The sequence below is a fragment of the Bythopirellula polymerisocia genome, from assembly GCF_007860015.1.
GTDB classification, from domain to species: domain Bacteria; phylum Planctomycetota; class Planctomycetia; order Pirellulales; family Lacipirellulaceae; genus Bythopirellula; species Bythopirellula polymerisocia.
Genome location: NZ_SJPS01000001.1, coordinates 429,936 through 442,134, shown reverse-complemented (window position 1 = coordinate 442,134; position 12,199 = coordinate 429,936). Strand labels below are relative to the sequence as shown.

Genomic DNA, 12,199 nt, shown 5'->3' with positions numbered 1-12,199 from the left:
GCATTTCAAATTTCGGTGGAAGTATTATCTTGCGAATCAACAATTCACAACTGCTTCGCTACTCGTCGAACGAAAAAATCCGCTTCCAATCGTTTTTCATACTAATAACGGTCCAGCCATCTTTCTGAGCTTCGTCGTAAAGCGCCTGAGTGAAAGCACCGACTTTGGTGGCGGGCAGACCTTGGGCAGGGCCATAGGCATATTCTCGATCAGCATCATCATGGAAGACGAGCATGCAGAGCCGTGCCCCGTCGCCGGCCTTGGTGTACTCAAGCATTTGCCGATCTCCATCTGAGTTGCCGAACGCGGCGTGAGGGCGTCGGCCGATCATAAGATGGATTCCTTCAGGCTTGCCAGCTTTGTCGTCATTGAGCAGTAGCCGCGGCTCTTTGGTCAAGAATGGCTTGCCGTCTTTTTCGTAGCCATACTTCGTCCCCCCCGCGGTGCCAACGACCTGCTCGGTGGGAATACCGTAGGTCTGCTTTGCATAAACGCGCACAAAATCCTGGCCACCACCTGTGACGATGTAGGTTTTGTAGCCGTTGGCCCGCAAATACTCCAGCACTTCCTGCATGGGCAGGTAGGTCAGGTCATTATAGGGTCGCTGCCAGCGGTGATGCTTGGCGGTGGCGAGCCATTTTTTCACATCCGCTTGAAACTGCTCGACCGACATGCCAGTAAGCGTTGCTTCGAGAATCTTAATGAGTTCTTTCTTTGGGAGTTTGGCGATGACAGCAAAATCGCCAGTGAGCACCATCTTGAAGGGTTCTACGTTTTTCAGCTCCGGTTTAGCTTTGACAACTGCTGGTACCTGCTCCAGGCAGTACATGACTTGGCTGTACATCGGATGTTCCACCCACAACGTGCCGTCTTGATCGAAGGTGGCGATGCGATCGGTAAGAGGGACGAACTGCGGGCTGCCCTCGGTCGTGGTCTTTTGTACAAATTCGACGATTGCCTGCTTTGCCGGGCCATCGTTCCAGGATGGAAGCGGGTCCTGGGCTTGAATAGTGAAATGACTGGCGAGAAAAATCGTCAGCAGACTTCCAGTGCAGAGGATTGAGTTCATCGCTTGATACGCCTTTCCTATAGTTACGGAGGTATAGACGCGGGCCGCCTTTTGACAGACGACCCGCGCGAATTGCAATCAGATTGTCGCTCGATTAGTCGGAGTGGGTGCCACTCGTTTTTTTCAACGAATCGAGGATCTGATCGAGGTTATAGCTTGCCGCCATCTGGAGCGGCGGAAACTCCTTATACGACATCAGTTCCTTTTCCCAGAGGAGCTGTCCAATCGGCAGGAGGTTCCAGTCGTAGATGTAAGCCGTACTGGGAGACGCGAGCGCTCCGGCATAGCTTAGTAGCGACTTGGTGTCCGCACCGACGCTAATTTCAAATGGATCGCGCATGATGTTGGCTAGCTGGGTCCAGTGGTACGTTTGGGCGCCCATCAATCCATCCATGGCACCCGCTCCCACCATCGTGTAGTAGAACTTCCAATTCTTGTACCGAACTGCGGAAGGCTGCGCCCCGGTGTAGTAAAAGAAGGTATCCCGTGCGGATTCTTCGGACTTGCCTGTCAGGTAGTCAATTTGGTTGACGCCATCGAGCTTGGTCTTCACGATACCGGGATACTTTCCGGCCATGATCTGCTCGTTAAGAGCGTTGCCCTTCTTGCCGCCCGCAATTTCGACCAAGGTAGGTAACCAATCGAGGGAGGCGAACATTTCCTTGAAGACGGTGCCCGGTTTGATTTTGCCAGGCCAACGGATGACACACGGAGCTCGCATGCCACCTTCCCATGTGGTGAGCTTTCCACCCTTGAACGGAGTGGTTCCACCGTCCGGAAAGGTAATAACTTCTGCGCCGTTATCGGTGGTAAAGACAACGATTGTATTGTCGAGTTCACCCATGTCCTCGAGCTTCTTGAGGACTACGCCGATGTTGTCGTCGAGTTGCTTCATGCCAACTTCGTTGATGCCCCAGTCCTTACCCCCCTTCACACCGAGCATGGCTTCATACTTTGGCGAGAACATCGTGGTGATGTGCATTCGGGCTGGATTATACCAGACGAAGAATGGCTTTTTGGTCTTCTTGGGATCGTTGCGATTGAGAAAGTCCACGACCTTGGCAGAGATCTCTTCGTCCACTGACTTCGACCGTTCAAGGGTAAGAGGACCTTCATCCTTGCCACTCTGATTCTTCGCCGTGCCGTCTGACGATTTCATCCAGAGGATGGGTCGCGGCGCCGCCATGCAGACGCCGTCTTTGGGGTCGATGGCGCCGGGCGTTGCGGGAATGCCGGGGATCGGAACCATCTTCATCGGAGGCACAACGGCCTGATCGGTTGGGGACTTGTTGATATCCGGAAAGCTGACCCCTTGCATTGCATCGAGGTGGTACAAGTAACCCCAGAACTCCTGAAAGCCATGCGCAGTCGGCAGAGAATCAGGATGATCGCCAAGGTGATTCTTTCCGAACTCGCCAGTGTTGTAGCCAAGATCAAGCAGAAACTTTGCAAGCGCCGGAGTACCAGGACGCAGGTACGAAATGGCACCTGGCAGTTCTGGCATGAGCATGCCGGCGCGCATCGGATGCATGCCAGTGAAAAAAGCCGTGCGTCCGGCGGTGCAGCTTTGCTCGGCGTAGTAATGCATGAATATACCGCCTTCACGGGCGAGTCGGTCGATGTTCGGTGTTTCGCCGACCATCAAGCCGCGATGATAACAACTCGGCTGCATCCAGCCGATGTCGTCTCCCATGATGAAGAGGATATTCGGCTTCTTCGCCTGCGCGAGTGCAGGCGTCACCACGGTCGAGTAATTGGCAACGGCGGCCAGTAAACTCAAACTGCAATAGAGCAGTCGGTGTTTCAAGTAGTTCATAAGAGTTTCTCCATAGTAGTTAGGGGAAAAAATAGTAGGTAAGTTGCAGTGTGAAAAAATCTTATCAGTCGTCACGGGTTATCGTCTAGTATATTGGGCCGACAGGGGACTGACGGCTCCCAGCCAACAACCTCTTTTCTAATAAACCGTGACCTAATGCTCGGCGTCTAATACCAATAAAGGAATTCACGGCACGTCCTCTGCAATCACTCCAATAAAGAGATTGCCATCGGTGTGCCAGGGGTCGCCGCCGCCGTTGCGGCCTTCGAGATGTGTGTGAAAACCGTAGTCGATGGAATGCGAGGCGAGCTCGCCAGTTTTTTCGAGGCACTCAAACAGGTAGTCGCGTTCCACGTCGACATCAGGCGCAGTAACGTGCGTAATCTCGCCGGTGGTGCGGCTCAAGCCGACGCGTTCGTCGTAGACCGCCGAGCCGATCCACTCCTCGCGGCCTGTTTTGCTTTCGCGGTCCAACTTCCAGAGCCGCACATGATGGCGGTGTCGAGGGTTGTCCCCCACCGGTTGTTCAAAGGCCAAATCTTCTTTGCGGCCAAAAAGATACAAGCTGCTGACCGGTGCCTCATCGTCGGGACGAGAGAGCACCGAATCGGCGGCAATCTCCAGATCGCTCTTGAGACCCAGCGAGGCAGCTGGATACCACTCGGCGGATTTGAAAATGTTTTCGATCTGCTCTTTGCTGCCGATCAGACCCACATTCAAGGGATCCCCCGGATGGTGATCGCCGGTTTCAGTGATGCGGGGGCTGGCGTCAAACGCTGGATGATGTTCCGCATAACGGTCCCAAGCGAAGGGAACAATCAGGTAAGCCGCGAGAAACCAGACGAGCACAAAGATAGCCAGGAGCCTCACGACCCTTTTGACGCGAGTCCGGCGACGTGGCAGCGTGATTTCAGATTCGTCTTCCATAGTTGTGCCCGCGAATTTTTATTTCGACTCCACCATGAATTCTAATGGGCGGTGCCCACCCTGCACACCGCCGGAATAATCGTCACAGCTTACCACATTTCTCTCAAGGTGCGGTGAGTCCGGCCCGGTTCAGTTTTAACGTTTGACACAGTTCTGCCGATAGTGTCGATGGGTAGCTTCACGAGGAGGCTGCGTATGGGAGTGATGGTATGGACTTTGCGGCGGATCGCCAAGAACTTGACAGACAAAACTTCCGCCCTCTTGGCGGAATGTTGCGGCTGTTTGTGGTTGGTTTTTTGCTAGCGACCAGCGGATGTACTCCGCTGCCCGAATGGCTCCATAATGGGCTGAAAGTCGGACCCAATTACGTCAAACCGATGGCCCCCGTCGAATTGCATTGGATCGACTATGGGCGAGATTCACGCATCAGTGAATCACCGGTCAATACTTGCGCGTGGTGGACCGTGTTCAACGATCCCGTTCTCAACGGGCTGATCGAAACGGCTGCCGCGCAAAACCTGACACTTCGTGAAACGGGTACGCGAATCCTCCAGGCACAGGCCGCGGCAGGAATTGCTGCGGGAAACCTCTTCCCGCAGGTGCAGCAGGCATTTGGGAGTTATGACCGTATTCAATTGAGTAAGACGATAGCCAATTCACCACCGGTGAAGAATTACAACTTACTTTCGACCGGGCTAGGTGCTTCGTGGGAAATCGATTTCTGGGGCCGCTACCGCCGGGCACTGGAAGCGGCAGATGCCTCGCTGGATGCCACGATCGAAGGCTATGACAATGTGCTCGTGATACTCCTCTCCGATGTCGCCTCGACCTATGTGCAGATTCGCACACTACAGGAAGAGTTGCGATTGGTTCGCGAGAATGTGCGGTTGCAGCAGGAATCTGTGACCATTGCCGAAGCCCAATTCAACGCTGGCCAGGCAGATGCTGCGGACACGCTGCAAACCCGCAACAACGTAGAACAGACCGAAGCCCTGATTCCACAGTTCGAGGCCGCTTTGAGACAGGCGAATAATGCGCTCTGTGTGCTTTTGGGAATACCACCACGTGACTTGGTCGCTGAACTGGGTGAGGGACCCATTCCTTCCGCCCCGCCGGAGGTCGCTCTGGGGGTTCCGACGCAACTCTTACGTCGTCGCCCCGACATCCGGCAAGCAGAACGAATTGTGGCGGCCCAATCTGCTTTGATCGGTGTGGCAGAGTCCGATCTGTATCCATTTTTCTCGATCAACGGGACGCTGCAATGGCAATCGCAAAACTTGGGAACCCTGTTCAACTCAAATAGCTTCGGCGGATCAACAGGGCCTTCGTTTGGATGGAACATCCTCAACTACGGACGGATACTCAACTCCGTCAGGCAACAAGAGGCTCTGTTTGAACAGGCTGTTTTTTCCTACCAGGGCACGGTGCTAAGCGCACAGCGCGAGGCCGAGGATGCCATCGTGGGATTCCTCAAGGCCCAAGAGCAGACTGCCAAACTGCAGCTTGCGGTCCGTGATATTCAGGAATTGAATCAAGTACTGCTGACCCAAGCGAATGCCGGGGCAACCGATTTCAGCAGAGTTTTCGTTGTGCAGGCCGCAGCAACCGCCCAGATGGACAGTCTCGCCACCAGTAGAGGTAGCATCGCCTTGAACTTGATCCGCATCTATCGATCACTAGGAGGCGGCTGGCAGATTCGTTTGCAGTCGCCTAATAACTTCGCGATACCCGTTGCAGTTGATGGGGCGGAGCCAATCGAGGTCCCGCCAATACCGGAGCCGCTGCCGATCCCTACGGAGGACGAGTAATCCCTTGAATAGCAGCGTAAGTTTTTGAACATGAGGGAACTAAGAGAACAGAGTAGAGGTGACACAAAGTGCTGCTTCAACATTTTCAATAGAAATAGAACGCTGATGAGCACGGATTAGGCTGATATTCACGGATCAGAATAATTGATTCTATATCCTATCTGCGTAAATCTGCGTTTATCAGCTGACCATTTCTTCCATTACGAAAAATTCGGTCGCAGTAGCAAAGAATGTATCTATGAGAAGATCGACCCCAAACAAAGCTTCAATTCTCTGTCTCGCCGGCATCGCAATGTGCATTGCCTTGGTCCAGCATGCGATGGCTGGTGATGGTGGACTTCTCAAGCCACGCGACTGCAATTGTCGCAGTGGGCTGATGCTTTGTTGCCCGGACAACTACTGCCCTAAGCCGATGCCTTGCCTGACGAGTCCAGGGCTCAGTTGCTGCCCGGGGGGTTACTGCCCCAAACCAATGCCATGTCTATGGGAACCAGCGCTGTCGTGCTGTGGAGATGATTATTGCCCCAAGCCGATGCCCCGGCTATGTTGGCCCCCATCGCCGGTTCGCTATAGTTGTGGCAAGTGAATTACCGTCAATCGGGACGGCCATCTCAGGGACTCGCAATGCGAATTTTCCGGATAATCGGACGAATCGCGTTTCTGCAACGCTGCTCCATCAGCGATCTATACTAGAAGGGTTAATACTATCTATTAGACATAATTCTGGGAGCAGCATTGCTGGCCTTTGCGTTAGACATTTGGGACTACCTCACATTCTTGTCGTTCTTCCTGGTCGGCATTGGTATTCTCGCTGCGCTCGTCTTTATTCTCGGCCTTCCGGGGCGAATTGCCTATGCGAGGAAGCATCCTGAGGCAGAAGCTATTGATATGATGGGCTGGGTCGGTTTTTTGGCCGTCGTGCCCTGGATGCAGGCATTCCTCTGGGCGTTCAAGCCGACCGATGTCGTAGACATACGACGATTTCCCAAGGAAGAACAAGCAGTCCTCGAAGAGGAAGCTCGTAAACATGCCGAGGAAAACGCGCCCAAGCGACGCCCTGAGCCGCCGACTCCTCCTGCCGACACCCAAGAAAACAAGTAGAAGAGAACTAGCATGTTTCTTGGTCTGGTCATCACATTTTCGTACATCGGAGTTGTGTGGTTAATCTTCTTCAAGCTTAAGCTGCTGAAGTTTACCAAGGTCTGGATTGCAGTTTCAGTAGTCTTTGGCTTGCATCTGCTTTTGATCTTTCTCATTGGCCTGCGATTTGTGACACCCTATACCAAGCATGCCAAAGTCGTGCAGCACACGATCCAGCTGATCCCACGTCTGCCAGAGCCGACACTTGTGACCAAAGTTTTGGTTAAGCCGCATGAACCAGTCACGAAAGGCCAACCACTTTTTCAATTCGACCGCCGACCTTATCAGTATCAGGTCAACGCACTCAAAGCACAGCTTGCCCAGGCAGAACAGAATGTCTTGGAGTTGAAAGCCTCATCGGATGCAGCTGATGCAGAAGTCGCCGAGGCTCGTGCGAAAAAGGTTGCTTTGAAAGCCACCCTCAAAGCAGCCAAGGCTTCCGTTGACAAGGCGCGAGCTGAGAAAGATGCAATGAAGTCCTCGCTCGACGCAGGCATAGCTAGCCTAGCCGAGACAAACGAGAAAATGGCCTATGCACAGGAAGCGATGCAAATAGCCGAAGCAGTCAAAGAAGGCAATGCGGGGGCGATTAGTAATCTACGCTACGATCAGGCTGTGACTCATCTGAAAGAGACCAAAGCGGCAGTCGATGTAGCCCAAGCAAATGTGAAAGAAGCGGAAATTGCTTACGGACCTGAAGCCAATGCAGCGATTCAAGTCGCAGTAGCCAATGAGGCACGTGCTCTTGCCGCGGCTGGTCCAGAAGCGGATGCGGCGATCGCCGTTGCAGTTGCCAACCAAACTAAGGCCCGCCTGGCCTATGAATCACAGATCGACGGAGTGAATACTGAGGTAGCCCAATACCAGGCTCAGCTCGCTGAGGCCCAATACTATCTGGACAACACGACGATGGTTGCGCCAGCAAATGGCCATGTATTCAATTTGCAAGTCCAAGAAGGGATGGTCGCTGGAATCATACGTGCTGGGGCCATTGCTTCCTTCGTGGTTGATGCTGATCGATATGTCCTCGCTCCTTATACCCAAGAGCAGCTGAAATATGTGAAGCCCAATCAGCCGGTTGAACTTGCTATGGATTTGTATCCCGGGCAGATTTTCAAGGGGACCGTGAGCGAAGTGTGGCCGGGAAGCGGCGTTGGCCAAATGTTGCCTAGTGGGAGACTACCCGAATTCCATCCATTGCCACCAGAAATGCCACAGACACTGTTTGCTGTCCAGATCAAATTGGATAAAGAAGACGAGTCAAAGTTTCCGATCGGCACGCAAGGCGCGGCGGCTATCTACACCTCAGGTGGTGGCTGGGCAGCCTTGCGCCGGATAGGGATACGCGGTTATTCTTGGGCGAACTGGCTCTACCCACTCGACTTCTAACTAAGGTCGCAGCCCCATGCAATGCCCTGAGCAGGGCAATGCATGGAGAATGTCGTTCTTATCATCTACGCTGTCAAAGCCGCCTGTAGTTTGCCTTCATCCTCGTGGGAAAGCGAAGTCTGCAGCACCTTGCCACCGGTCCCTTTCAGTTCTTCCAAAACTCTCTCCGGTGTCATCTTACGGACAAGTATAAAGAGAGCGGAACTGCCCACAGTCATAGTCTCGGCCAGGTCTTTCATAAACTTGTCATTGATGCCGATATCGCTGAGCGCGCCGGAAACTGCCCCGGCCGATGCACCGACGGCCATGCCCAATAGCGGGTTTAAGAACAACATCCCGACCAGTGTCCCCCAGAATCCGCCGCTCAATGCACCGGCACCTGTCAAATTCACAGCCTGATGGAGCTTGACTTTCCCATCTGCTTCTTTGACTGCCACGACTGCGTCTTCGAGATCGATCAAGTACTCCTGTTGCATCTTCCGCAATGAGAGTCGCACCTCTTCTGCTTTGAAGGCGTCGTCATATCCGATAACGATCAATGTACTCATGGTTATTTCCCTTGATTGACTGTGAATGAATTAAAGTCGAGTTACTCAGCCAATTATTCCCCGTTGGCTGATTGACGGTAGAAGCTGTAGGAATTCGACATGCTACAAATACCTAGTCGAATTCTGTCTCTATTCAATCTGACAAGTTTCCAATCGTCAAGTAGTGGAGCAGGTGCTTGCCAGCTTTGTTAAGAATTCGATTTAACAGCGATTTCGGCACGTCGTCCTGGGTTCAAGCTAATAAATATGCAATGTGAATGAAGACCTCATTTTTTAGTCAGACGGGAACTAATTTGCCGAGTTTCTAGGGCAGATAAGGCCAATAGGTCAGCTTGCCATGGTGATGAGCGACGAAGCGAACATCACCGTCTTGCGAAACGACAACGGCGAGAGCATCCTTGAGGCCATCGACCAGTCGATAAGCCGATCGATGACGTGTGCCGGAGGAATCCGCCGGCTCAACGAGAGTCTTTCCCGCTTCAAGATCAAGCCCGCGATGGATTGTCTTGACATGTGAATCGCCGAGAATCTCCGCTCCGAAACCGATCAGTCGAAAGCTGCGATCGAGTACTAACGATCCGTCAACGCTCATCAAGTCGGCGAGCAAATGTGCAAACTCGATCAGAGATTCTTCAATTTGAGCGAGTTCGGCATCTTGCATTCGCTCATAGTCAGCATAAGTGACAACAGCAAAGCCGAGTGCCTGGCCTACTTGACGAGCACGTTTCATCAGTGCCAGCATTACACGGCGAAAACGCAACGTCGAATCATCGTCACAAAATAGAACTCGAAAGCGCAGCCACTTATCCAAATAACTGCTATTAGCGAAGTCCTCGGGCAGATATACCAGCATTCCACCGTAGCCACTATTCTTAACCAATCGCAGTGCTCGCCGAACGACACCTTGGGCAACATCCTTCACAAACGAATCACACATCTGCGTTGGGGACGGTGTGTGATCTTGATCAGCGTCGAGTGCTTCTAACATGCGTTCGCGAAAGTCCCCGAATCGTTGCGGTAGCCAGAGAGAACGAAAGGGATCGAAGCCTTCGGTCAGCAACTTGCCGCCTGACGTTTCTAAAACTCGCTGGAACCCCGAGGCTGCGATCAAGTGGCCCGGCCCGATGCAGTGAATGACCAACCGCTTAGGCAATCCTAGCTCGGTGGAGTATTCTCCATCGACATGATTCACCCATTCAGTTCCCGTGACTGCCATGCCCCAAATATTAGGCTTGCTATTGGCGTCGACGACCAGCAAGGATCGATAGTAACCCGCCGCTGCAGCCAGTTTTCGCAGTTGATGGGGTGTCATTGCACAAGGTTCTGTGAATCGCAGCACTTGAAGTTCGCTCGCACCGTCGGCAAGTTGCCCGGCAAACTCAGTAGGAGGTGCAACGATAATTCGACATTGAATTGGCTCCGTCTCCTCGCGCAACAAACTTGCCTGGTACATGGCATCCAGCAGAACTGCCGTTGTTTCGAGGCTCGGCAATACAGCGCAGTCAAGATTGCGTTTCTGCCATTCCTCATACAGAGCCGTCGCCATGTTGGCGGGATAAACCGAGTCCGTATTCATGTTTTCTGAAAGCATCAAGAAATGATAATTAAGTCAGACTTAAGAAGCGATGCACGCATGAAACGGCTAATGAACCATCTCCAACTGCGAAGCCGCAGCGTTTTGTAGTTCCCGATCGCACGTCGCCACCGGCAAGAATCCCGGGCACGGTAGTTTCGAGATCACAGGGAATTCGATCCAACGGCCAATTTGATCGCGAGGATCCATCGCTGGAGTAAAATGCCGAACCAGTTAGCACGAAACCTCTGTCGTCGAGTAGGACCTCGTCGGGTAGCCATTCTGTGTTTGGCTTGGCTCCGATGAAAATGAACACTCCGGCGCATTCAAGCGAACTGGTCGATTTGGTTTTATTATTGAGTATCTGAATAGACTCGACACATTGTTCGCCGTCGATACTGGCAACTTCAGTAAAAGGCATCACTTCAATTTTCGGATGATTTAAAACCCGCTTGGAAAGGTAAGTAGACATGCTATCTGACAATTCCGACCCACGAATCAATAACTTCACACCGCGAGCCTTTTCAGCCAAAAACATGGCTGCTTGACCGGCCGAGTTGCCTCCGCCAACCACAATGGCCGTTGAGTTTTCGCACACACGTGCTTCCACCGAGGTCGCCGCGTAGTAGACCCCTGCTCCTTCTAGCCGTTGACAACCTGGTATGTCGAGTTGCCGATAGGTCACGCCGCTGGCAACTAATATGCATCGAGCTCGAGCGGTCTGTCCCGTGCAAAGTTTCAAATGATGTTCCCCGGATTCATGTTGTTCGATCGAATGGACAGTGATCGGGGCAATGAACTGTGCACCAAATTTTAACGCTTGCAAATAACCACGTCCCGCCAAGTCACTGCCGCTAATTCCCGACGGGAACCCAATAAAGTTTTCGATCTTGGAACTGCTGCCCGCTTGCCCCCCCGGCCCAACGCTGTCGATAACAAGCGTTTTGATTCCCTCTGAAGCAGCGTAAACCGCCGCGGCCAATCCAGCTGGACCCGAACCGACAATGACCAAGTCGAACAATTCTTGATCGACATTGCGATTGATGCCAATGCATTCGGCCAATTTCGGCAGCGAAGGATTACCAATTGTGTGGCCATTGCACTGGACGACAGGTAACTCAAACTCGCTGGCGTCGAGCTTGGAGAGTTGCTCCCTTCCGTCTTCATCAGTTGCTTCATAGAACGTATAGGGAACATGGTTCTTATAGAGAAACTCGCGCAGACGGGTAGTCCCCGTCGTGCTAGAGCTACCAATAACACGAACTCCCACAAAAGGCAGTTCTGCCAGCAACTTCCTTCGCATTTGAAATGCTTCGAGCAACATCTCGCTGACCGTCGGGCACTCGCTCAACAACCTCCGTAGCCGTCCTGCGCACATGCGATACGCTTCGACTGGTCCATTGGCGATAGCTACAAATAATGCAGATCGGCCGGTCAACATGTCGACATCGCCCGAAAAATTGCCAGGTCCATGTATTGCGACGAGCCGCTCGCCATCTCCGTCACGCTCGACAATCCGAACCTCACCTGCCTTGATGGCAAAGAACGGATAATTCTTTTGCCCGTGTGTGATTAGTTCTTCTTCTGCTTCGAAATGGACCAGTTCGCCGATCGCAGCAATTCTCGACAACTGCTCTTCATTGAAGGACGGATATGCAGCACGATCTATCGAAAGCGTTTCCATAGGTGATGTCCCTCACTAATTTCTCTCAGTTCGGAATGCAGCATTCTATACTCCGTATGCCAATTTGCCGACGCCTTCCCCTCAGGTTGAACCCGCTTTTTCGTTGTCCAAATTAAAGGCAGGTCCACTGGGCTGATTCAGGACAGAAAAAGGATGTAGAGGTAATTTCTGGAGGTTGAAGAGGTAAACATCGCCCTCGCCACATCCCGAAATCCGACAATGCCTATTGGGATGTACCTTCACGA

General features: G+C 52.7%; 9 protein-coding genes. 3 read left to right on the top strand and 6 right to left on the bottom strand.

Annotated elements, in window-relative coordinates; translation table 11 throughout:
* Positions 1-58: 58 nt before the first annotated feature.
* From Pla144_RS01790 to Pla144_RS01780, 3 genes are all read right to left on the bottom strand, one after another.
* Positions 59-1,069: an HAD family hydrolase gene (locus tag Pla144_RS01790; protein WP_146447605.1), complete on the bottom strand. Its 1,011-nt coding sequence runs from the start codon at positions 1,067-1,069 to the stop codon at positions 59-61.
* 94 nt (positions 1,070-1,163) lie between these two features.
* Entirely contained in the window at positions 1,164-2,885 is a 1,722-nt protein-coding gene (locus Pla144_RS01785; protein ID WP_146447604.1) for an arylsulfatase, read from the bottom strand.
* 186 nt (positions 2,886-3,071) lie between these two features.
* On the bottom strand, positions 3,072-3,812 hold the full coding sequence (locus Pla144_RS01780; RefSeq protein WP_146447603.1) for an LssY C-terminal domain-containing protein: 741 nt from the start codon (positions 3,810-3,812) through the stop codon (positions 3,072-3,074).
* A 209-nt stretch (positions 3,813-4,021) separates the two neighbouring features.
* Here Pla144_RS01780 and Pla144_RS01775 point away from each other — a divergent pair, with 209 nt between their 5' ends.
* The 3 genes from Pla144_RS01775 (at position 4,022) to Pla144_RS24390 (ending at position 8,149) form a co-directional block, all read left to right on the top strand.
* Positions 4,022-5,620 carry an efflux transporter outer membrane subunit gene (locus Pla144_RS01775; RefSeq protein ID WP_146447602.1) on the top strand — a complete coding sequence of 533 codons (1,599 nt, stop codon included), beginning with the start codon at positions 4,022-4,024 and terminating at the stop codon, positions 5,618-5,620.
* A gap of 735 nt (positions 5,621-6,355) precedes the next feature.
* The gene (locus Pla144_RS01770) at positions 6,356-6,721 is read left to right on the top strand and encodes a DUF3302 domain-containing protein (RefSeq protein WP_146447601.1); all 366 of its coding nucleotides are present in this window, start codon (positions 6,356-6,358) and stop codon (positions 6,719-6,721) included.
* A gap of 12 nt (positions 6,722-6,733) precedes the next feature.
* Complete coding sequence (locus tag Pla144_RS24390) at positions 6,734-8,149, top strand: HlyD family secretion protein (RefSeq protein WP_197530318.1); 1,416 nt, start codon at positions 6,734-6,736, stop codon at positions 8,147-8,149.
* A 65-nt stretch (positions 8,150-8,214) separates the two neighbouring features.
* Here the strand turns inward: Pla144_RS24390 and Pla144_RS01760 are convergent, their stop codons facing one another.
* The 3 genes from Pla144_RS01760 to Pla144_RS01750 all read right to left on the bottom strand — a co-directional run bounded on the left by Pla144_RS01760 (position 8,215) and on the right by Pla144_RS01750 (position 11,954).
* Positions 8,215-8,697 (bottom strand): DUF1269 domain-containing protein, encoded by a 483-nt coding sequence (locus tag Pla144_RS01760; RefSeq protein WP_146447600.1) that lies wholly within the window; start codon positions 8,695-8,697, stop codon positions 8,215-8,217.
* Between the two features lie 304 nt (positions 8,698-9,001).
* Positions 9,002-10,273: a putative sensor domain DACNV-containing protein gene (locus Pla144_RS01755; protein WP_231936122.1), complete on the bottom strand. Its 1,272-nt coding sequence runs from the start codon at positions 10,271-10,273 to the stop codon at positions 9,002-9,004.
* Positions 10,274-10,301: 28 nt separating this feature from the next.
* Positions 10,302-11,954 carry an FAD-dependent oxidoreductase gene (locus tag Pla144_RS01750; RefSeq protein WP_146447598.1) on the bottom strand — a complete coding sequence of 551 codons (1,653 nt, stop codon included), beginning with the start codon at positions 11,952-11,954 and terminating at the stop codon, positions 10,302-10,304.
* Positions 11,955-12,199: the final 245 nt, after the last annotated feature.

Bases quoted from the DNA above. Each gene is read 5' to 3' on its own strand.
- Pla144_RS01790 (WP_146447605.1), bottom strand. From the start codon at position 1,069: ATGAACTCAATCCTCTGCACTGGAAGTCTGCTGACGATTTTTCTCGCC.
- Pla144_RS01785 (WP_146447604.1), bottom strand. From the start codon at position 2,885: ATGAACTACTTGAAACACCGACTGCTCTATTGCAGTTTGAGTTTACTG.
- Pla144_RS01780 (WP_146447603.1), bottom strand. From the start codon at position 3,812: ATGGAAGACGAATCTGAAATCACGCTGCCACGTCGCCGGACTCGCGTC.
- Pla144_RS01775 (WP_146447602.1), top strand. From the start codon at position 4,022: ATGGACTTTGCGGCGGATCGCCAAGAACTTGACAGACAAAACTTCCGC.
- Pla144_RS24390 (WP_197530318.1), top strand. From the start codon at position 6,734: ATGTTTCTTGGTCTGGTCATCACATTTTCGTACATCGGAGTTGTGTGG.
- Pla144_RS01760 (WP_146447600.1), bottom strand. From the start codon at position 8,697: ATGAGTACATTGATCGTTATCGGATATGACGACGCCTTCAAAGCAGAA.
- Pla144_RS01755 (WP_231936122.1), bottom strand. From the start codon at position 10,273: ATGAATACGGACTCGGTTTATCCCGCCAACATGGCGACGGCTCTGTAT.
- Pla144_RS01750 (WP_146447598.1), bottom strand. From the start codon at position 11,954: ATGGAAACGCTTTCGATAGATCGTGCTGCATATCCGTCCTTCAATGAA.